This is a genomic window from Paenibacillus xylanilyticus, assembly GCF_013359935.1.
GTDB classification, from domain to species: Bacteria; Bacillota; Bacilli; order Paenibacillales; family Paenibacillaceae; genus Paenibacillus; species Paenibacillus xylanilyticus.
Map to the genome: position 1 here is coordinate 376024 of NZ_JABMCB010000192.1, position 21804 is coordinate 397827.

Here is a 21804-nt window from a genome sequence, read left to right on the forward strand (position 1 = left end):
TTCATGAAGCCGCTTTTGAGTAATGTCAGAAGAGGAATGCGCCACCCTCGCGTATGGAGCATCGCGGCGGTGTGGATTTGTTGTTTGGCTTACGTTCTGTTCCAGGGCGGGAAAACGTCCATCATGCTGCTTTCGATGGTGACCTTGCTCTGTCTCTATCTTGCAATTGCCGGGTTCAGCGGGGTAAGACGTGCACGCGGTGTGCGTATTTTATCCTCAGGTCAGGATCATGAAGAACTTTTGCATGCCGGTGACCAGGTTCAAGTGAAGCTTCAACTGACCATTCCCGGGTTTTTGCCGCTGCCTTATGTAGTTGTGCGTGAAATATTGCACCGTCATAACGGGGAGTCCTGGTCTTTCAGGGAGAGCCTGATTCCCAACATGCGGGGAAATGGAGAGTTGTCTTTTCAGACCCCGCCGCTGGAACGAGGCAAATATGTGTTTTCGGAAACGGAATGTGCAAGCGAGGATATCTTTGGACTGATCGAGCACCGCGGCACATTCAAGGCCAAAGGCGATTTTCGGGTGCTGCCCCGCACTGTGTTCATACCGTACTGGCAGTTATATGATCGTAAATCGCGACTATCTGGACCACAAACCGCGCGGACGCGTTCCCGCAGGGAAACAACTCAAATCAACGGAGTGCGTGATTATGTATATGGAGACCGGCTGTCCCGGATTCACTGGAATGCTACAGCCAAGACGGGAACATGGAAATCCAAGGAGTTTGAACATGAATCGGTACCCAAAACCATTCTGGTGCTTGACGCATTGGCGGGCAGCTACGAGCAAGGGGAAGCGTTTGAACTGGCTGTTTCCACCGCGGCATCGCTTTTGGAGTATGGAACGAGGGAACGGATGGGCATGGGGCTGATGACATTATCTGACCAAACGAAACTGCTCCCTCCCAGCGAAAGCCTGCTTGAACGACAGAAGATGATGCACCATCTGGTGGACGTGCAGCACAATGGCCAGGATAAACGACTGCTTCCCGGCATTGAGAAGCTTGCGCGTCAGCTGCCACAGGGTGCTTATTTTGTAGTCATTTCTCCCCAAAAAGATGAAAAGGTACTGGAATTGCTGCGGTGGGCTGACACTCGGGGAATGACTCCGTGCCACATTATTATTGATACCAAGGAGTCCCGTCAGAGTGCTGAATGGTCAGCCATGCTGCGAGGAAAAGGCACAAGATCCTTTGTTGTTTCCCATCTGCAGGAACTTCCAACGGTTATGGGGGGAGGTTCTGCATGAGTACCAATGGAAAAGAACTACGAACGGGAAAAAGATCCTGGTATCACGCAGCGTCGCTGCTCTGGATCTTCCTGATTGCAATGCAGTGGATCTCGTTTACCCAAGAATCATGGTATACGGAGACGACATCACTGGTGTTGTGGACGCTGGCAGCGGTCAGTGTATTGGAAATCATTTTACCTTTTAAACCGATCTACCGCATGGCGATCAAGGCTATTGTACTTATATATATTTTGCATAAAACGCTCATTGATTACTCTGTCTATATGCCTTACGGGACATTCACCGATCGTGCGGAGCAGTTCCTGCTGCATTTGACGCCATACATCTGGTTCTCGCTGTGTGCATGGGTCATGCTTGAAGCTGCTCTTCGACTGGTGACCACAACCCGCCGTATCCTTGTCTTTCTGGGAGTTAACATTGTATCGATGGGGATTCTGGATTCCTTTACCCAAATTCCGTTATGGATTGAAGTGGCCTGGGTGATGTTTGCAGGGATGGGCTGGCTGGTTTGCCAGCATTTCCGCAATTTTCAACTGCACTATCCGCAGGGCTGGAAACGATTAATCCGGTATCCGTACAAAATATTGGCCAACATCGCCATCATCTTTTCTCTGATTATCGTAGCGAGTGTGAATATGCCGGAAGTTCCGCCTACATTGACTGACCCGTATACGGCATGGCGTAACTATACCGGAAGCTCTACGAGCCAGACAGGCGACGGCACGCTGGATATTCCAAGTTCCACAGAGTCGGGATACAGCCGTGAAGATAACCAGTTGGGCGGTGGATTCAATTTTGACTACACGCCTGTGATGTCGGTGACGACCAATGAGCGCAGTTACTGGCGCGGTGAAACCCGGGAAGAGTACACCGGGACAGGGTGGGATGACCGCAGACGGGTGTCCACAGAGTATGTAGAACTTGGACAAACCCTGGAGAATGAGGATGCGGGCAACGTGAATACCAAGGAAGTTACTCAAAAAGTAACCATGCTGAACGATAATGTGTATCCAATCCTCTTTGGTGCGTACTCGATATCCGAAGTGAGTTCAGTCAATGGCGAGAACGTATCTGGCCGGATTCTGTGGAATGCGAATCAGGCAGAACTGCATATCGTAACGGACCGGCAGCAGCCGCAATTTCCCAAAACGTATACGGTTGTCTCTGAAGCGCCCGTAATCGTTGAAGATGAGCTTCGTACAAAGACGTTTGATGATCTGTACGCGAGCAATCCCGCAGACGATATGTACCTGCAGATGCCATCCCGCTTCCCGGACCGGGTGACGGAGCTTGCAGCTGAAATTACAGCTTCGGCAAATACGCCGTATGAAAAAGTGGCATTACTGCAAAACTATTTACAACAAAACTTTAATTACACCAACAATCCCGATTTATCACGAAAAGTAAGCAGTGATTTTGTTGAAGGATTTTTGTTTGACATCCGCGAGGGCTATTGTGATTACTTTTCGACGGCACTGGTCATGATGGCACGTTCGGAGGGGATACCGGCTCGCTGGGTAAAGGGTTATGCACCAGGCCAAATGTCTCTCAATTCGGACATGCAGGCACCACGTCAACCTGGGGCCGAGATTGAGACCACTTATACAGTGACGAATGCAGATGCGCATTCCTGGGCCGAGGTCTACTTTGGCGAATATGGATGGATTCCGGTTGAAGCGACACCTGGCTTTGATATGCCGCTGCTGACAGAACAGCCTGATGTACAGCCGGTAGATGAACCGGAAGAGCAGCCTGAAGAGGAACCAGTTGTTGAAGAAGAGCAAACACCGGCACCTGAAGAAGCTGCATCAAGCGTTCCTGCTTTTGTAATTTGGGCCGCTGTGGCTGTTCTTGGGTTATGGGTGGCCTACATGTTCTGGCGGAATCGTTTCTCGCTCCGTTTCTGGATCCTGCGCCTGCGAACGGGTGGACCACTCACGCCTGAGCAGAAAGTTGTTGCAGAGACAGACCGGTGGATTCGGTATGCGAAACGAAGAGGATTGAACCGAAGCGGAGATGAGACGCTGCGTGAGTCCGTTAACCGCTGGAGTCAGGCGAAACCGGCTGCTGCAGCAACGCTGCATGAACTGCTTGCGATGTTTGAACAGACGCGTTACAGCCCGGCCTCCGTTACTTCGGATGATTGGAAGGCAGTCTATGAGACAGCCTTGAAGCTGCGCAAGGAACTCAAAGCGGAACGGGCATAGCGGATGCCCGTCCCGTTTTTCCTTTTTCCCATACCATCAGGCACTGTATGCATTTTCAGGAAAGACGGATTTGTGATATAGTGTGTCGTATGAAACTGAGGTGACTTCTTTGTTTAAAATGTTAATGCCCAAGCTGCGAGTAGACACGGTTTTTGACATTAATCTGGAAGAGCTGTACGCTCAAGGCTACCGTGGAATAATAACTGATCTGGATAATACGCTTGTTGGTGCGAAAGCTCCTGATGCCACGCCTGAACTGATTGAATGGTTTGCGCGTGTGAAAAAGGCTGGTTTCAAGCTGATGATTGTATCCAATAACAATTTGAATCGTGTATCTTTGTTTGCGACGCCGCTGGATATCCAGTTTGTGCATAGTGCACGCAAACCATCGAATGCACCGTTTCGTAGAGCAATGAAAATGATGGAGCTAACTCCGGAAAAAACGATTGTGGTAGGCGACCAGATGCTTACGGATGTATATGGAGGTAATCGGCTGGGACTTTATACCGTGCTGGTACTGCCCATTTCCATCGGTGATGAAGGGTTTATGACCCGCTTCAATCGGCGCGTGGAACGGATTGCTCTAACCAGTTTGCGCAAGAAAGGCTTATGGCTCGAGGAGGAAAACAAGAAATGACAGAAACGCATAACGGCAACCTTGCCGTAAGATGCAGTGGATGCGGTGTGCATCTGCAAACGGAAAATCCGGATAAACCGGGATTTATCCCAGAGAAAGCGCTGGGGCGTGAACCAGTAATATGTCAGCGCTGCTTCCGGATCAAAAACTACAACGAGTCATCATCCGTCACGGTGGATCAGGACGAATTTTTGGCTCTTCTCAGCAAAATCGGGGATAAGGATGCACTTGTCATCCATATCGTTGATCTGTTTGACTTTGATGGCAGTATCATCTCCGGTCTGCAGCGTTTTGTAGGCAACAATCCGGTACTGCTCGCTGTCAACAAAACAGATCTGCTTCCCAAAGTAACCAACTGGAACAAGGTTCGTAACTGGGTACAGAAGCAGGCTAAAGAGCAAGGGCTGCGTACAGTGGATATTGTGCTCTGCAGTGCCAAGCAAAATCAGGGCTTCGACCGTCTGCTTGAGCTCGTTGGTACGTACCGTGAGGATCGCGATGTGTACGTGGTCGGTGGTACCAACGTGGGCAAATCCACGTTAATTAACCGTCTCATCCGTGATTATAGTGATCTGGAGCAGGAACTGACAACGTCCCGTTATCCGGGAACGACACTGGATATGGTCAACATCCCTTTGGATGACGGAAAATACATTATTGATACGCCCGGAATTGTTTACCCATGGCGTTTCAGTGAGATCGTATCACGCAAGGATCTGGCAGCAATCATGCCGGACAAGCCGCTGAAGCCGGCCGTGTATCAATTGAATGCAGGCCAGACGCTGTTCTTTGGCGCGATGGCCCGCTTTGACTTTATTGAAGGTGATCGCCAGTCCTTCACTTGTTATACCAGCAATGCCATTGATATTCACCGGACGAAGCTGGAACGTGCAGATGATCTGTACCGTGACCATGCCGGAGAACTGCTGTCCCCGCCAACCCGTGAGGATGCAGCAGATATGCCAGAATGGACAAGGCACGAGTTCCGGATCAAACGCGGCAGCCAGTCGGATGTGTTTATATCTGGTCTGGGTTGGGTTAAGGTCAATGGTGAGAATGGGGCGCTTGTCGCTGTGCATGCACCGAAAGGCATTCGGGTACTGGTTCGTCCATCTTTGATCTAACTTTGACGGCAAAATGATTCTCAACTGATCGGAGGCGGACCTATGTCAGAACAGAAGAATGCCTATGCCTCACTCCCGATTCTGCTTGGGGTTATGGGTGATCCCATTGGACATTCCAAATCTCCTGCCATGCATAATGCGGCTCTTGAAGCAGCAGGCGTGAACGGATTGTATATGCCGCTCCATGTTCGCCCGGAGCAGCTGGAAGCAGCCGTTAAAGGCATTGTGGCTCTGGGTTATCGCGGTGTTAATGTAACGATACCGCACAAAGAAGAGGTTATGCAGTACCTCGATGTCATTGATGAGAGTGCACGGTTGATTGGTGCTGTGAATACGATTGTCAATGAGGGTGGTAAACTGACAGGGTACAACACGGATGGCATTGGTTATGTGCGTTCATTGAAAGAAGAAGCAGTTCCCGATCTCTCAGGGAAACAGATCGCAGTTCTCGGGGCAGGAGGCGCTGCAAGAGGCGTCATTTATGCACTGGCGCTGGAGAAGCCGGAACGAATTAGCATCCTGAACCGTACAGCAGAACGAGCGAGCATGCTTGCCTCCGATTTGAGAGGGCATGGGATGGGTGACATCACAGGCAGCGGCATGGAAGAAGCTGCAGCCGTGTTAGCCTCAGCCGATATCGTCATTAACACAACGGCAGCAGGCATGCATCCCCATGTGGACGATGTTCCTGTGAATCCCGAGCTGATTCGGGAAGGTACGGCTGTGAGTGATCTGATCTATAATCCACTGGAGACACGCTTGCTTCGTGAAGCCCGTATGCGTGGATGTGTTGTACATGGCGGTCTCGGCATGTTTGTGTATCAGGGCGCGGTCGCATTTGAGCACTGGCTTGGAATTCCTGCGCCAGTAGAGACCATGAGACGTGCTGTATTGGATAGTTTTATGAAATGAAAAATATAATTGAACGGTCAGGTCCAGACAGACGTTGAGTTCTGTTGCCGAGACCTGCCGAGCATAAGGAGTTATGGAGTATTCATGTTAAACGGTAAACAAAAGCGCTTCTTGCGCTCACAAGCACATCATCTGACCCCTGTGTTTCAGATCGGTAAAGGGGGCACCAACGAGCATCTGTTCCGTCATATAGAAGATGCGATCGAGAAGCGTGAATTGATGAAAGTGCAAGTGCTGAACAATTGTCTGGATGATAAAAATGAGATCGCTGAAGAAGTCGCTCGGGAAACCGGAAGCGAACTGGTGCAGATTATCGGCAGCACCATCATCCTGTACAAGGAATCACGCGATAACAAACAAATCGAACTTCCTTAGGCGGTGACACGGGTGAAGATTGGCATCATGGGCGGGACGTTTGATCCGATTCATATGGGGCATCTGCTCGCAGCCGAAGCCGCAAGAGATTCTCATGCACTTGACGAGATCTGGTTCATGCCGTCTCATGTTCCGCCCCATAAACGCGGAGCCGGAGCTTCGGGACAGCAGCGTCTTGATATGACGGAAGCCGCAGTGAAGGGTGTTGAGCAATATGAAGTGCTGGACATCGAAATGGAGCTCGGCGGAGTATCCTATACGATTGATACGATGAAGGAATTGTGGCGCCGTTATCCAGAGCATGAATTTTACTTCATCATCGGAGCGGACATGGTGAACTATCTTCCGAAGTGGGAACAGATTGAAGAACTGGCAGCTAAATTAACCTTTATCGGTGTGGGTCGGCCAGGGTTTCAATTACATCTGGATGATCTCCCCGAGGAATTGCAGGACAGTGTTTTACTGGCGGAGATGCCCTTGGTGGATATATCATCCACAGCTGTTCGGAGAAGACTCGCGAAGGGACATTCGGTGCGGTTCATGATCCCTGATGCAGTTCATCAATATATTGTAAGGAGCGGTTTATATGGAACTAAGCCGTGAAGAATTGATTCAGGCCGTTTCAGGTCAGATGCCGGAGAAGCGCTGGAAGCATACGCTTGGCGTGATGGAAAAAGCAGTCCAGTTGGCGGATAAGTATGGTGCAGATCCGGTGAAAGCCGACCTGGCAGCCATTTTGCATGACGTCGCCAAATACTGGCCGGTATCCGAGATGGAAGCAGTCATCCGTGAGAACGGATTGAACGAAGAACTCTTGCAGCATGACAAGCAGCTCTGGCACTCTGAAGTAGGTGCCTTTATTGCACAGCGCGATTATGGTGTTGATGATCCGGAGATTATTAATGCGATCCGCTGGCATACTTCAGGCCGTGTAGGGATGAGTCTGCTGGATAAGGTGGTTTGTCTTGCTGACTACATCGAACCAGGAAGAGATTTCCCTGGGGTTGAGCACATTCGGGAACAAGCGGAGCGTAGTTTGGAGGAGGGGCTTATTGCAGGCTTTGACTCCACGATCAGCTTGCTGATCTCGCAGCGCCGGGTTATATATCCGCTCACCATGTTATCGCGGAACGATCTGATTGCACATTTATAAAATATGGAGGTTGGTTCATGACATTATCATCGAAAGAACTTATGAATATGGCGGTAACTGCCGCTGACGATAAAAAAGCATCCAACATTGTAGCACTGGATCTGGTTGGTATCTCGCTGGTAGCAGACTATTTTGTGATCTGTCACGGGAATTCCGATACACAGGTACAATCCATTGCAACGGAGATTCGCAAACAGGCGCATGCGGCTGGTGTGAACATCAAAGGTATCGAGGGCATGGATTCCGCACGTTGGGTCCTGATGGATATGGGCGACGTGGTTGTGCATATTTTCCATCGGGACGAGCGTGAGTATTACAACATTGAGCGCCTGTGGTCTGACGCCAAAGTGGTGGAAACGGTATGAGTTTGATTGCAGGAACGGTCGTCTCTTTGCCGGTTGACCGTGAAGTATCTCCGTTTGGCTATTTTTTGACGACGGGATCGGAAGATGTACTGCTCCATTATACGGAACTTACACGGGACGTTAAAATTGGAGAAACGCTGGAGGTCTTTTTGTTCTTTGATACAGAGGACCGTTTGGCAGCGACAATGAAAAAACCATATCTCACACTCGGTGAAATGGAACGGCTGGTCGTGGCCGATATTCATCCACGCCTCGGCTGTTTCCTCGAGATGGGACTTGGGCGGCAATTGCTGCTCCCGATCCGTGAATTGCCCGAACTGGAAGAGCTGCGTCCTCAAGTCGGCGATGAAGTTTTTGTGATTATGGAACATGACAAGCAAGGACGTCTTCGCGCCAAATTGGCCGGAGAACGCGAGCTTGCGCCGCTGTCGTTCCACGCTCCAACATCGTGGTTGAATGAATGGGTTGAAGCTACAGTGTACAAGCCGCTGCAGATGGGTACATTTGTGCTCGTTGAAGGTGGAGTGCTTGGCTTTGGTGCCATCGGCATGATCCATTCCTCCGAACGTAACCGGATGCTGCGCCTTGGCGAAAAAGTGAAATGTCGGGTAACGCTGGTTCGTGAAGACGGACGTGTCAATTTGGCAATGTCCCCTCGCAAAGAGGTTGGCCGTAACGAAGATGCAGACAAGCTGCTCGCGTTCATGAAAGAGCGCCCTACGGGCGGGATGCCTTATTCGGATGCAACTCCGCCGGATATTATCAAGCAGCGCTTTGGGATCAGCAAATCTGCTTTCAAGCGTGCCCTGGGCAAGCTGATGAAAGACGGACTGGTGACGCAGAAGGAAAACTGGACGTACTTGTCGGAGTCGGCTCCCAAAGATTCGAATGAAGGCAAATAGTCGTTAACGTCATATTAAATTGAGGAAGGGCAGGGCAAGGCTGGGTGAACTCCGGACGCCCCTGCTTTTTCTTTTGGAATCGGAAAATGAAATTGAAAGTGCGGTGCCTGACATGTCTTACCGTAAATTTGCTTATGTGTACGATGAATTAATGGAAGATATGCCTTATCCGGACTGGATAAGGTTTGCAAGAACAGCGTGGGAGCAGCATGGCATGCCTAAGAGTGTCGCCGAACTTGGGTGTGGAACGGGCTCAATTACGATTCCGCTGGTAAACTCGGGTTTTGAAGTGACGGGCATTGACCTGTCTGCAGATATGTTATCTGTTGCACGAAGCAAGATGGAAGGGACACCTCAGGGTCATCGATTGTATCGTGAAGGCAGTGTCCGCTGGGTTCAACAGGATATGCGGGACTGGAGGGTGCCGGAGCCAGTGGATTCGGTCATTTCCTTTTGTGACTGTATCAATTATCTGCTTGAAAAGGAAGATGTCGTACGTACGTTCCAGCGAACCTATGAGATGCTGAAGCCAGAGGGAACATTTCTGTTTGACGTGCATCATCCCGATACTCTGATTCGCTATGAAGAGGAGCAGCCTTTTGTGCTGGACGAACGCTCGGTATCGTATATTTGGACCTGTGACATGGATCGTGATCGGTGTGAGATTGAACATCATCTGAGTATCTTTTCCAGAGTGGATGATGGCAGCAAGGACATGTATCAGCGATTTGAAGAGGTTCATGTTCAGCGTGCATATGATCCGGATTGGATGAGACTGGAGCTGACGAAGGCTGGCTTCAGAGATGTCCGCGTATATGCTGATTTTGAGTGGAAAGAAGCTGGAAAAGGCGCACAGCGGCTGTTTTATGTTGCGGTAAAATAGGATTGCATATGGAAACTGCCCTTATGATGATAAGGGCGTTTTTTTTCTTGATTTTCGTGATAAAAGGCATTGTCAGCAGGGCGGAAGGGAGCCATAATGGATAGATGGAAAACGCTTTCCCTTAGCTTGGTGGGTAGGAATTGTAATCTGATTTAGGCGGTGCACAATGGAAAGTACATATAAAACAAGGTTGACTTCTGAACAACTAAACGGAATTGCCAAACAGCATTTTAACACAGACTTCAAAGATTATAAGGAAATGATTGATGGTTGGGCCAACCACGCCTATTTTATGACGCTAAGCAATGGCAAGGTGGTCGTGCTCAAAATAGCCCCTTCTGCGATAAATAAACCCATGCGCTGTGAACAGGATCTGATGATTGCCGAAGTGCAGGCACTTCGGCTCGTAGAGGAACTCAAAGATGTGCCCGTTCCCCGCGTCTTGGCGCATGATTCCACACGCAGTATTGCTCCAGCGGAGTATTTTATTATGGATTATATGCCAGGCACACCCTACAACAAGGTCAAAGATCAGTATAATGCGGCAGAACAGGAAAGGATTGAACAGCAGCTTGGTGCTTTAAATCGCCGAATGAATGAGATCAAAGGTGAGAAATTTGGTTACTTTTCGGAGAAGAAACCGAAGTACACCACCTGGAAGGAAGCATTTCTGAATCTGGTGGATGACTTGCTCACTGATGGACAAGAGGCTGGCGTAGAGCTCCCCGTTGATTATGATGATCTTAAGGTATTAATTTTGGAGAAGTCCGATGTGCTGGATGATGTCAAGGAAGCTGTGCTTGTCCACTGGGATCTGTGGGATGGCAATGTTTTTGTGGAACAAGGGCGGATTACGGCCATTATTGATTTTGAGCGGTCACTCTGGGCAGATCCACTTATGGAGCACTACTTCAGTCATTTTAATTATACACCGGGATTTGTGAAGGGTTACGGGAGGGCTATAACAACCGATAGTGAACGAAAACGAAGAAGTTTATACGATCTGTATTTTGACCTGGTGCTGCGGATTGAATGCTCATACCGGCAGTATGATAATCAGGAACACATTCAGTGGACGATTAATAACTTGGAAGAAGGAATCGATCGATTTCGTTTATCCTGAGCGAATGCTGTTGAACAGTACCATTTATAGTCAACGCAGCGCGTAATATTGACTTTGGTCTTGCTTTTTTATATAATGTTCCCGATATTGTATACATATTTCGATGATAAGGAACAGTAGTGGGTCCTGTACATGACAGAGAGTCGGCGGTTGGTGCAAGCCGATTGACAGTATTTCACGAACTCGCCTTGGAGAAATGCGGTGATTACACCATCCTGTGTTTGAATGGCAGCATTCGTTCAGGAATGGAAATCCGCATCGGTTAACCGCCGTTACAGGTACAAAGGGAGTGGATGACGAAGCACGTTCGTCCGCTAACTAGGGTGGTACCACGGGAATTCAACCTCTCGTCCCTAGCGCTGCAAACGCTACGGGATGCTGAGGTTTTTTTGTTGCAATAAATGTGAATAACCAAGAGGAGGAACAATAGATGAGTGAGAATCACCAGCCGAAGCACGGCTACCAGCCGCAGGTTATGGAGAAAAATTGGCAGCAGTACTGGGACGAAAACAAAACGTTTAAAACGGGTGAGGATCCGGGTAAACCGAAGTTTTATGCACTGGATATGTTTCCTTATCCATCCGGTTCAGGTTTGCACGTAGGTCACCCGGAAGGTTATACGGCAACGGACATCGTTTCACGTTTCAAACGTATGCGCGGTTACAACGTGCTTCATCCAATGGGTTGGGATGCTTTTGGTCTGCCTGCAGAACAGCATGCATTGGACACGGGAGAACATCCACGGGAGATCACTTTCCGGAACATCGACAACTTCCGTCGTCAAATCAAGTCCCTCGGTTTCTCGTATGACTGGGATCGTGAAATTAGCACAACTGACCCGGAATACTACAAATGGACGCAGTGGATCTTCATTCAGCTGTACAAAAAAGGCTTGGCATACGTGGATGAAGTGCCAGTTAACTGGTGTGAAGCCCTGGGCACGGTACTGGCTAACGAAGAGGTTATCGACGGCAAGAGTGAGCGTGGTGGACATCCGGTTGTTCGCAAACCGATGCGCCAATGGGTTCTGAAAATTACGGAATATGCTGAACGCTTGCTGGAAGATCTGGAAGAGCTGGACTGGTCCGAAAGCATCAAGGATATGCAGCGTAACTGGATTGGTAAATCGACGGGTGCTGAAGTTGTATTCGCCATTGAGGGCAGTGAAGAAGTTATCAAGGTGTTTACAACACGTGCGGATACCCTGTTCGGTGCCAGCTTCGCCGTTCTTGCTCCTGAGCATGAATTGGTAGAGGCCATTACAACAGCGGAACAACGTGAAACCATTAAGGCTTACCAGGAGCAGGCTTCCCGCAAGAGTGATCTGGAACGCACAGATTTGGCCAAGGACAAAACGGGTGTATTCACTGGTGCCTACGCGATCAATCCGGTCAATGGTGCCAAACTGCCTATCTGGATTGCGGATTATGTTTTGGCAGGATACGGTACAGGAGCTGTTATGGCTGTTCCGGGTCATGATGGTCGTGACTGGGAATTTGCGAAGCAGTTTGGTCTGGACATCATTGAAGTTATTCAGGGTGGAGACGTGACACAAGAGGCGTATGCCGGAGACGGACCGCATGTGAATTCCGACTTCCTGAACGGACTGAATAATGAAGAGGCCATTGCAAAAATGATTGCCTGGCTGGAAGAGAACGGCAAGGGACAAGGGAAAACAACATACCGCCTGCGCGATTGGTTGTTCAGTCGTCAGCGTTACTGGGGAGAGCCGATTCCGATTCTGCACCTGGAAGACGGAACGATGAAAACCGTGCCAGAAGACCAACTTCCATTGCTGCTGCCGGATATCGACCAGATTAAACCTTCGGGTACGGGAGAATCACCACTGGCGAATGTAACGGATTGGGTAAATACGGTAGATCCTGAAACGGGAATGAAGGCACGCCGCGAGACCAATACGATGCCGCAATGGGCGGGCAGCTGCTGGTATTACCTGCGCTTCATCGATCCACGCAACGATAAGGAATTGATCTCCCAGGAGAAACAGCAGCAATGGTTGCCGGTTGACCTCTATATCGGAGGAGCCGAGCATGCGGTTCTTCACCTGCTGTATGCTCGTTTCTGGCACAAAGTGCTGTATGATCTGGGCGTGGTTAGTACCAAAGAGCCGTTCCACAAGCTGGTGAACCAAGGCATGATTTTGGGAACCAACAATGAGAAAATGAGTAAGTCCCGTGGCAATGTCATTAACCCGGATGAAATTGTGAATGAATTCGGAGCGGATACATTGCGTCTGTATGAGATGTTCATGGGGCCTTTGGAAGCTACGAAACCGTGGAATGCGAACGGGGTTGAGGGCATGTACCGCTTCCTGTCACGTGTATGGCGTCTCTTCATTAACGAGGATACTGGGGCGATCAACGACAAGATCACTGTGGATGGCGGAACGGAAGAATTCAAACGCACCGCTCACAAAACGATCAAAAAGGTTACGGATGACCTGGAGCATCTGCGTTTCAACACAGCGATCAGCCAACTGATGATCTTCATCAACGATGCTTACAAAGCAGATACACTGCCGCGTGAAGCAATGGAAAACTTTGTACAGCTGCTGTCACCACTGGCACCACATATGGCGGAAGAACTGTGGAGCCGACTTGGACACGAGGGAGGAATCTCCTACGTGGCTTGGCCAGAATATGACGAGTCCATGACGGTGGATGCCGAAGTGGAGATCGTAGTCCAAGTAAACGGTAAAATCGTAACCCGTGCCACGATTGCGAAGGATCTGGATGCACAGGGGATGCAGGACTTTACGATGGAACTGGCGCCGGTTAAACAGGCTCTGGAAGGCAAGACCATTCGCAAGGTCATTGCCGTTCCAGGCAAACTGGTTAATATTGTTGCCGGTTAATCTCACCGGCTCTGAATAATTCATCGAGCTTTAACAAGTCTTCTTCATACTTGTCATGGGTCGTGTGAATAAGGCTGTCGAATACACCGTCCAGGCTGACCTTCATTAGGGCAAGTGCCTGTGCGGTAATGCCTCCGGGTACTGCAACGCGAGCCTGAAGTTCTTGGGGGGTATATCCTCCTTCCGTGAGCAGCTTGCCTGTTCCAAGGAGCATTTCACCTGCAAGGGCGCAGGCATCTGCGCGTTTGATCCCTGTAAGCTTGACGGCACTCTCGATCCATTGTTCCAAAAAGAAGGATATGAATGCAGGTCCGCAGCTGGAAAAGTCGGATGTAATCCGGGTGCAGGCTTCCTCCACCTGGTAAGGTTTGCTGAAATGACTGAGAAGCCCTTCCAGAACGGAGCGGTCTTCCGTGGTCATGCGCTCGCCGTGAATGCACAGGGATGCTCCGCTGCCGACCTGGTGCGTAACGCTGGGAATAACCTTGGAGACTTTGCAAGGAAGTGAAGATTCCAGATGGCGCAGCTGCACGGGACTGGTAATCGAGACGATCATATGATTGGGATTTACAACAGGCAGGATGTCGTCAATAACATGTTTGAATTCGAGCGGCTTCACGCACAAAAATATGATATTGCTTCGGATGACAGTTTCCCGATTGCTCTGCGATTCATGCAGGCCGGGATAACGGAGGGATAACTGACGTACTTTGGAAGGGGTCCGATTGCTTGCAGCGATCTGCCGGGGCTCCAATGCTCCGGATTGGATCAAGGCATAGATCAGCAGGCTTCCCATGCTGCCGGTTCCGATAAATCCAACCTTCATTGTTTCAGGCCTCCTTTCATGCTTTACGGTACTGGCGCAGTTCGTTCCTTCTAGTCTATGCATCAGGACTTGTATGACATGACATGAAAAAAGAAAAGCTTAATTTCACCAGCAACATTCAACGGTTCGGAAGCACCGCCCGTTTTCAGAATGAACTATTTTGAAGACAGGGAGAGGTGTGGAAGCATGAAATGGAAACAGGCAATAATCATTGCTGCTGCGGTGATTGGAAGTGTATTGATATTATGGTCGGGCAAAAGTGAACAGCCTCCTTCTGGCTGGGAACCCATGCAGCTCGGCACCGAGACGCCGACGATAGAGCAGGATCCTTCTGCTGTGCAGTCGGCTGTTTTGGGTGGTGGGGAAGCCAAAGCGGCGGCAGATACGGATGCAAAGAAGGGAACGGATGATGCTGTTTCTCAAGAGCCCGAACAGGTGGATAAAGGGGTAGTTAAAGAGGTCGATTCGAGCAGCACCGTGGGCGGATCGGATGCTTCATTGGCAAAGACTTCTGCAGCGGAAGTTGTCCCGGAAAAAAACCAAACGGCTCAGCCTGTACAGGATGTGGATAACGGCAAGATCGATGTTAATACGGCACCAGCTTCCAAGCTTACAGAGCTTCCGGGCATTGGAGAGAAAAAGGCACAGGCCATCATCGATTATCGGAATGCCCATGGTCCATTTACCAAAGTCAGTGATCTGACAAAGGTCAAAGGAATCGGGATGAAGATGTTGGAGAAAATGGCTCCATATGTCCAGATCCGTTAACTAATTTAATAATGTGATGATTACAATAGAGTAAACAAAGGTTTTCTTACGTTAAGTAGCTGGATGAGTATTGCTACAGATAAACTTAAAACGAACGGGAGAGGAAACGATCATGAATACAGCAGACGTACGCAAAGACTGGGATACTTATTTCATGGATATCGCATATATGGTCTCAACCCGTTCCCGCTGTTCACGCCGCCATGTCGGAGCTGTGCTTGTTCAGGGCAAAAAATTGCTTGGGACAGCGTATAACGGAGCACCCATGGGTGTTCCCGACTGCTCGGAAGCCGGATGCATGATTTCCGAAGAATATGAGCTGGTTGTAACCGATGGTCAGGAGGAAATGGTCAAAAAGCAGCGCTGTATTCGTACGATTCATGCGGAGCAGAATTTGCTCTTGTTCACCGATCGGATTGATCGTGAAGGTTCATCCGTGTACGTCACGGACGAACCTTGCTGGACTTGCTCCAATATGCTTGCCAACAGCGGCATTACGGAGATTGTTTTTCATCGCCCGTATCCCAAGGATACAGGCAAAGTAACACGAATGATGGCCCAGAAGGGAATTACGTTTCGCAAGCTGGAGAATTACCAGCCGCCCCGTGAGACCATGATGACCATTAGTGATTAACAGATGATTACGCAGGATAAACGAATAAACGTTAAAATTAGGTAGGTTACTACGTTTTAAAGTCAATAGCAAGTGGATGTGGTGGGAAGAACCCCCGGTTTAGCTGTTTCAGCTGCCGGGGGTTCTTTGCGTTGGTTGCACTGGTGGCTTAAAGGGGGATGGAGAATGAAAGGCAGACCTTTATTCGTATTCACAGTCTGTTGGTTATGCGGCAGCGGTATGGCATGTGCTATGACAGGATGGACTCTCCTTTGGGGAATGGTCGGTGCACTCTCCTGTTTGCCGTTCCTGCTTCGGTGGATCGGCATGCGGGGCTGGGCCATCGTGGTATTTATTGTGGCATTAATCGGTGGAGCTGGGCACTGGGAGTGGAATGAAGCCCGGAATGTGAGCAATCTGCCCGAGATTACCAATATAGCTGCTGCAGATCTGGATGGGTACTCAGCTACGCTTCATGGAATACTGGATTCGGATGTTCGAGTTGATGGTGATCGGGCAGATTTTCAAATACAGATGAACTCAATAGAGGCATCGTCAGATGCTCAATCTGGAACAGCGTCAGGGGTTCTACGGGTGGCCCAAACGAAAGAACGTCTGATGGTACATGTGCGTTTGGCTGAAGAAGAAGAGCAGCAAGTTGCGGCGGGATGGCGGCGGGGGGATGCAATCACGTTAACCGGTGTACTGACACTTCCGGGAGAAGCGAGGAATTTTGGTGGCTTTGACTATCGGAATTACTTGAAGACACAGTATATTCACTGGCTATTCAAAGTGAAAGGAGCCAGTTCGGTAACAACGGTTTCTCCTGAAGGGATAGGAAAGTTCAATATACTGCGGTGGAATGACCTGATCAGAAGTACATTGGGTTCTGCCGTAGACAGACTGTTTCCAGAACCTCACGCGGGTTACATGAAAGGTCTTATTATAGGAATGGCAAGCGATATCGACCCCGATACCTATGGTCAATTTTCACAATTGGGACTTACACATATATTGGCCATCTCGGGCACCCATGTGGCGGTATATGTGGCTTCGCTGTTACTCCTTTTGTCGTGGCTGAGGTTAACACGAGAGACATCACTCACCATTGTCCTATTGCTGATTCCTGCATATGTGCTGTTATCTGGTGGTTCACCTTCAGTCATTCGAGCGGGGATTATGTCCATGATCGGTTTATATATGGCACGGCGAGGGCTTGCCAGAGACGGACTGCAGATGATCAGCGCAGCAGCCTTGATGATGATGTGGTGGAATCCGTATTTCCTGTTAAGCGTCAGCTTTCAGCTATCTTTTCTCGTCACTGCCGGACTGATGATCTACATGCCTCTCATAAACCGGTTATTTCATGGTTGGCCCAAAGCCGTCGCAGCAACAGCTTCAGTGACGGTAACCGCGCAGCTTATTTCTTTTCCGGTAACGATATTGTATTTCAACCAGTTTTCGCTGCTTTCTTTTGTTGCCAACTTTTTGCTAGTATCCTTGATTAGCGCTATCGTATTACCGCTTGGCACGGTCGCTCTCTTATTGTCATTTCTATGGCTGCCTCTTGCCAAACCTCTTGCCTGGGTTGCGATTTTGCTGAACAAAGTAACATTTGTGAGTGTGGAATGGATGAATAGTTTACCGGGATTTGTCCTGATCTGGGCCACACCTTCCTTGCTGTGGATTGCAGCGTATTATGCCATACTGTATGCACTCTTGTTTCTTCTTCATCGAGGAAAGGGCGAGATTCCGCAAGCTTCTAATATGGAAGAAGACACCGCACCTCTGGTTCGTACACATCGTGGTCAAGGTTTGCAAGGAGCAGCACAGTCCGGGGGATTGAGTGAACGAATGGATTGGGATCGGCAAGGTAAAGGCCAACAGGTTCGGAGTAATGATTCTGGTTCTATGACGACACTAAGTGCAAGTATTGCCTGGCCGGAGTATACAAGTGCGTTTACCACGCAAGGCGCCGGCTACTATACGGGGGAACGGATGAATTTGTTCCATAAAGGGATGTGTGGTTTGCTGGCCCTGCTTCTCATAGTGGGATTGGTTTGGGCCTACCGGACTCCACTGCCTGCTGGTACTGGTGTTGTTCAATTTTTGGATATTGGCCAGGGGGACAGCACGCTGATAACTACACCTGGAGGGAAACATATTTTGGTGGATGGCGGGGGAACGGTTAGCTTTGGCAATCAGGAATCCTGGAGAATCCGGCGAGATCCCTATGAAGTGGGTGCCAAGGTAGTTGTACCTTTATTGAAAAAACGTGGTATTCATCGACTGGATGCGGTCATTCTGACTCATGCTGATCAGGATCATGCTGGAGGGCTGCAGGCAGTGCTTGAGCAGATTCCGGTTGAACGTTTCATGTTTAACGGTACAACGAGCGGCAAAGACAATTTTGAAAAGTTGCTGGATACCGCAGTGGAACGCAGTATTCCGTTATATGCCATCCAACAAGGGATGTCATACGCAGCAGACGAAGAAACCGTGCTTCATTTTATATCGCCTGATTTGGATCATTCACTGGATACGGGAGGCAGGCTTCCTGTGTCTGAACATCAGAATCATGATTCGGTTGTCTTCCTGCTGGACATGGCTGGAGCATCACTGTTATTTACAGGCGATATGGATGCAGCAGCAGAACAAAATCTGTTATACATGATTCAAGACGGGTCTCTTGCAGCTTCTTTCAAACAGGAGCCAGGGTCGTTTTCATTCCCATCTGTTGAGACTTCGGTCGATGTGTTGAAGGTGGCGCATCACGGTAGCAAGACATCGTCGACAGAAGCCTGGCTGCAGTATTGGCATGCCAAATCAGCAGTCATTTCAGCAGGTGCTAACAATACATATGGACATCCCAACCCCGGAGTGCTTGAGCGACTGGAGGCTGTGGGTTCACAGATTTATCGAACGGACCAGATGGGCGAAGTCCAGATGAGAATAAAAGACGGGCAGATTGATGTGCGTTACAAATTGAGCATGGATGAATGATGAATTTTTGAGTAGTGCAGGATAATGGTTATATTTACCGAATAATGATTAGGCTCAGTTTTATTGGGCAATAGAGATGACAAGTTACATAATGAGAAGGGGAACAGAAGCAATGGGACATGCAAAAACAACAACACGAAAGAACGGCGGAGTAAAACAGAATTTTGGAGCCAAATGGCTCAGGATGACACTGATGTTGTGTATTGGAGTTATCGTTTCCGCCTTGCTCGCGGGTCATTCCCCTGCGTCTGCAGCATCCAGTACAAGCAGTTCGATTATTTCCATGCTGGATCGCAACAATTATATCCTCGACAATGGTACAGTTTGGTCCAAAGGGGCAACTAGTGGGGTCTGGACGCAAAGCCCGAACCTGATCGGCATCTCTAAAGGAGACTCTCATTCCCTTTATGGCTGGACAGCGGATGGGCAAGTCTATCGTTGGGATGTGGACAACGCCCAAAAGCCTGAGGTAAATCAATACAACGGAGTAGTAAAAGTGTATGGGCGTGGCTTGATACTTCTCCAGGACGGAACACTCCATCAAGATGGAAAGCAGATTAAAGGTTTGGAATCCATTATTGATGTCGGCCCCTATCCAGCTGATGGTTATTATTCATATGGCACATTATCCGCGTCGGGTGATGTCTATTACGCAGACTATCGAAACATTGTGCGCAAAGTAGGAAGTGTTGAGAACGGTAAAGCCATTGCCACGAATAGTGCGTATGCAGCTGTCCTGAAAAACGATGGATCAGTGGTCATTGTGAACATGATGTATGAAGAGGACCAGGTGGAGGTCGCAAGTGACGTTCAATCTATGATCTGGCTGGGGAATACGCATAAGCTGCTGACGGTGAAGAATGATGGCACTGTATGGAGTTATGATCGAACGGCTAAATACAAGTCTGAACAACTGCCAGGGCTAACCAATGTTAATCGACTTGAATATTCGTTTGAGCTAGGTGAATTATATGCACTTTTACAGGATGGAACGTGGGGAGTCTATAATGAGGGACAACTGAAATCACTCCAAGCTCCTTCATTAACAAAAGTAACATTGACTGCATCGGCGAAAGAAGCTGTTCTTGGAGATACGGTTACACTTTCAGTTCAGCAGACCTATAGCAACGGTTTTAAGATCAAACGCCAGCCGATACCTACAGAAATCATCCTGGAACAGCCACAAGTTGCAAAAATTCAGGGTGACGGCACGCTTAAGGTTACGGGCATGGGAACGACCAAAGTAACATTTACAATGGAGAACCTGACTTCAAGCATTCAGTTGGATGCTGGAGCGGAGCAGAAGCTTACAGGAGCTACGTTGTTAAACGGGACTATATATTTACCGGTGCAGTCGGTATTTAAGACGTTGGGAGCCAAAGTTGATGTGAAAGGCTCGTCTTTTATCATTCAACTTGGAGATGACAAGATTACCCTGCAAAAAGGGAGTACAACTGCACGGTTTAACAATCAGGAGCTCAAGTTAAAAGGGAAGGTACAAACTATTGAAGGGCAGACGGTATTTCCGGCAAATTTATTAAGTCAGACTTCAGGGATCAAAGTTCGATGGGATGCGGAGTTGAGGCAGGCTGAGGTTCTGGTTGGTAAGTCAGCTATTCTTATTGAATCAAAGGATACAGCAGCTTTAATCAAGAAAAAAGAACTTGGAAGCCTTAGTCGATTGATAGGCAAATCGTATTGGATTAATGAGTACACCGAGTTGGGACAACGTTTTAGCAAAGTAACGGTTACTGATATTGAAATTGATAAGTATGATTCGGGAGATAAGAGCTACTCGGTGGTGTTTCGTAACGCAAAGGGTAAAACGGTTGCTGCTTATGCAGGGGGCACTGCCTCAAGGGTCACGGAGATGTTGTCGGATTCGGATCAATTCTTCACGTATGACCCCTACCAAAAATACAAATGGTCTCAGTCCACATGGAAGAAGATTATTGCTGGAGAAGTAGCTTTGGGCATGACAACGAAACAAGCTGGTCTAGCGTGGGGAGATCCGACAAGCATTACCCAAGAGATGAGCTCAAAGGGGAAAATAGAAGTGTGGGTCTATGCTGGGCCAAATATATTGCGTGTTTTGAGCTTTGTTGGCGGGAAACTGATCAGCATTTATTAATTCCTTTTTACGACTCATGAATTTAGCCACCTTGGTGAAAGGAAGCAGAAAGCCCGCTTTCCGGTACACTCCTCGGGGAGAATATCGGAAAACGGGCTATGTCCCTTTTTAGGATGAAAAAACTATTCAACGCCATCCTTAAAATGTTTGTTCCAATGTTTGTCGCCTTTGTGCAAGAGATCTTCCACGGTTTTTTCCAGTGTGAGAAGGAGCTGTTCTCTGACATCAAGTACAGTTTCTCTGTACAGACGTTCTTCCGATCCGACGATTTTATCGCCGTATAACGCCTGTGCAGCAGTGTACTTCCGATGTTCTTCAACCAGAGTATCAATGGATTGCAGTGCGTGTTCTACAAAATGAGAAATGCTTTGATATTCCTTCGGCATTTGTTCCTTTAACAACTGAATTTTCGCAAGAGCTGGCATGCTCATCACCTCGTATTATGAATGTAAATTTACAATACACTATTTTCATGAAAATTGCATTAAAAACAGCTTAAATTAGGACAAATTTCGACTTTTTTCATTTTCGAAGGTTCTTAAGTGCTCATCTATAATATATGCCATTGCAATTCAATTGAGTCGTGCAAGTAATGGAATGGCTAGTTGAAGCCACGTGGTGACTCGGTATGCAATTTCTGTTATTCTAAGATA

At 48.7% G+C, this 21804-nt stretch carries 19 protein-coding genes and 1 other annotated feature; of the genes, 17 read left to right on the forward strand and 2 right to left on the reverse strand.

Annotated features, from left to right (window positions below; all coding sequences use genetic code 11):
• Positions 1–3: 3 nt before the first annotated feature.
• The 13 genes from HP552_RS21585 to leuS all read left to right on the forward strand — a co-directional run bounded on the left by HP552_RS21585 (position 4) and on the right by leuS (position 13810).
• A complete protein-coding gene (locus tag HP552_RS21585) occupies positions 4–1251 on the forward strand; it encodes a DUF58 domain-containing protein (RefSeq protein WP_175397444.1) in 1248 nt (415 codons plus the stop codon).
• Positions 1248–3461 carry a transglutaminase TgpA family protein gene (locus tag HP552_RS21590; protein WP_175397445.1) on the forward strand — a complete coding sequence of 738 codons (2214 nt, stop codon included), beginning with the start codon at positions 1248–1250 and terminating at the stop codon, positions 3459–3461. The genes HP552_RS21585 and HP552_RS21590 overlap by 4 nt, the downstream gene beginning before the upstream one ends.
• A 109-nt stretch (positions 3462–3570) precedes the next feature.
• Complete coding sequence (locus HP552_RS21595; RefSeq protein WP_175397446.1) at positions 3571–4098, forward strand: YqeG family HAD IIIA-type phosphatase; 528 nt, start codon at positions 3571–3573, stop codon at positions 4096–4098.
• On the forward strand, positions 4095–5222 hold the full coding sequence (gene yqeH, locus HP552_RS21600) for a ribosome biogenesis GTPase YqeH (RefSeq protein ID WP_175397447.1): 1128 nt from the start codon (positions 4095–4097) through the stop codon (positions 5220–5222). Before HP552_RS21595 ends, yqeH begins: the two co-directional genes overlap by 4 nt.
• Before the next feature lie 42 nt (positions 5223–5264).
• Positions 5265–6134 carry a shikimate dehydrogenase gene (aroE, locus tag HP552_RS21605; protein ID WP_175397448.1) on the forward strand — a complete coding sequence of 290 codons (870 nt, stop codon included), beginning with the start codon at positions 5265–5267 and terminating at the stop codon, positions 6132–6134.
• An 84-nt stretch (positions 6135–6218) separates the two neighbouring features.
• Positions 6219–6509, forward strand: coding sequence for a ribosome assembly RNA-binding protein YhbY (gene yhbY, locus HP552_RS21610; RefSeq protein WP_175397449.1), 291 nt, complete (start codon positions 6219–6221; stop codon positions 6507–6509).
• A 12-nt stretch (positions 6510–6521) separates the two neighbouring features.
• On the forward strand, positions 6522–7112 hold the full coding sequence (locus tag HP552_RS21615; RefSeq protein WP_175397450.1) for a nicotinate-nucleotide adenylyltransferase: 591 nt from the start codon (positions 6522–6524) through the stop codon (positions 7110–7112).
• The gene (gene yqeK / locus HP552_RS21620; protein WP_175397451.1) at positions 7096–7662 is read left to right on the forward strand and encodes a bis(5'-nucleosyl)-tetraphosphatase (symmetrical) YqeK; all 567 of its coding nucleotides are present in this window, start codon (positions 7096–7098) and stop codon (positions 7660–7662) included. Before HP552_RS21615 ends, yqeK begins: the two co-directional genes overlap by 17 nt.
• Before the next feature lie 17 nt (positions 7663–7679).
• The gene (rsfS, locus tag HP552_RS21625; protein WP_175397452.1) at positions 7680–8027 is read left to right on the forward strand and encodes a ribosome silencing factor; all 348 of its coding nucleotides are present in this window, start codon (positions 7680–7682) and stop codon (positions 8025–8027) included.
• On the forward strand, positions 8024–8929 hold the full coding sequence (locus HP552_RS21630) for a CvfB family protein (protein WP_175397453.1): 906 nt from the start codon (positions 8024–8026) through the stop codon (positions 8927–8929). The genes rsfS and HP552_RS21630 overlap by 4 nt, the downstream gene beginning before the upstream one ends.
• Before the next feature lie 112 nt (positions 8930–9041).
• Positions 9042–9812: a class I SAM-dependent DNA methyltransferase gene (locus HP552_RS21635; protein WP_175397454.1), complete on the forward strand. Its 771-nt coding sequence runs from the start codon at positions 9042–9044 to the stop codon at positions 9810–9812.
• A 166-nt stretch (positions 9813–9978) separates the two neighbouring features.
• Positions 9979–10935: a phosphotransferase family protein gene (locus tag HP552_RS21640; RefSeq protein WP_175397455.1), complete on the forward strand. Its 957-nt coding sequence runs from the start codon at positions 9979–9981 to the stop codon at positions 10933–10935.
• 94 nt (positions 10936–11029) lie between these two features.
• Positions 11030–11293 (forward strand) — a binding site (T-box leader).
• A 72-nt stretch (positions 11294–11365) separates the two neighbouring features.
• The gene (gene leuS, locus HP552_RS21645) at positions 11366–13810 is read left to right on the forward strand and encodes a leucine--tRNA ligase (RefSeq protein WP_175397456.1); all 2445 of its coding nucleotides are present in this window, start codon (positions 11366–11368) and stop codon (positions 13808–13810) included.
• On the opposite strand, the gene comER is transcribed toward leuS, so the two are convergent.
• Positions 13791–14636 (reverse strand): late competence protein ComER, encoded by an 846-nt coding sequence (comER, locus tag HP552_RS21650; protein ID WP_175397457.1) that lies wholly within the window; start codon positions 14634–14636, stop codon positions 13791–13793. The genes leuS and comER overlap by 20 nt on opposite strands.
• 186 nt (positions 14637–14822) lie before the next feature.
• On the opposite strand from comER, the gene HP552_RS21655 reads away from it, so the two are divergent.
• From HP552_RS21655 to HP552_RS21670, 4 genes are all read left to right on the forward strand, one after another.
• Positions 14823–15404 (forward strand): ComEA family DNA-binding protein, encoded by a 582-nt coding sequence (locus tag HP552_RS21655; RefSeq protein WP_246310996.1) that lies wholly within the window; start codon positions 14823–14825, stop codon positions 15402–15404.
• A 112-nt stretch (positions 15405–15516) separates the two neighbouring features.
• On the forward strand, positions 15517–16038 hold the full coding sequence (locus tag HP552_RS21660; protein WP_175397458.1) for a deoxycytidylate deaminase: 522 nt from the start codon (positions 15517–15519) through the stop codon (positions 16036–16038).
• A 165-nt stretch (positions 16039–16203) separates the two neighbouring features.
• Positions 16204–19020, forward strand: a complete 2817-nt coding sequence (locus HP552_RS21665) for a ComEC/Rec2 family competence protein (protein ID WP_175397459.1) — start codon at positions 16204–16206, stop codon at positions 19018–19020.
• A 112-nt stretch (positions 19021–19132) separates the two neighbouring features.
• Entirely contained in the window at positions 19133–21151 is a 2019-nt protein-coding gene (locus HP552_RS21670) for a copper amine oxidase N-terminal domain-containing protein (RefSeq protein WP_175397460.1), read from the forward strand.
• Between the two features lie 122 nt (positions 21152–21273).
• On the opposite strand, the gene HP552_RS21675 is transcribed toward HP552_RS21670, so the two are convergent.
• Positions 21274–21576: a hypothetical protein gene (locus tag HP552_RS21675; RefSeq protein WP_153979478.1), complete on the reverse strand. Its 303-nt coding sequence runs from the start codon at positions 21574–21576 to the stop codon at positions 21274–21276.
• Positions 21577–21804 lie beyond the last annotated feature (228 nt).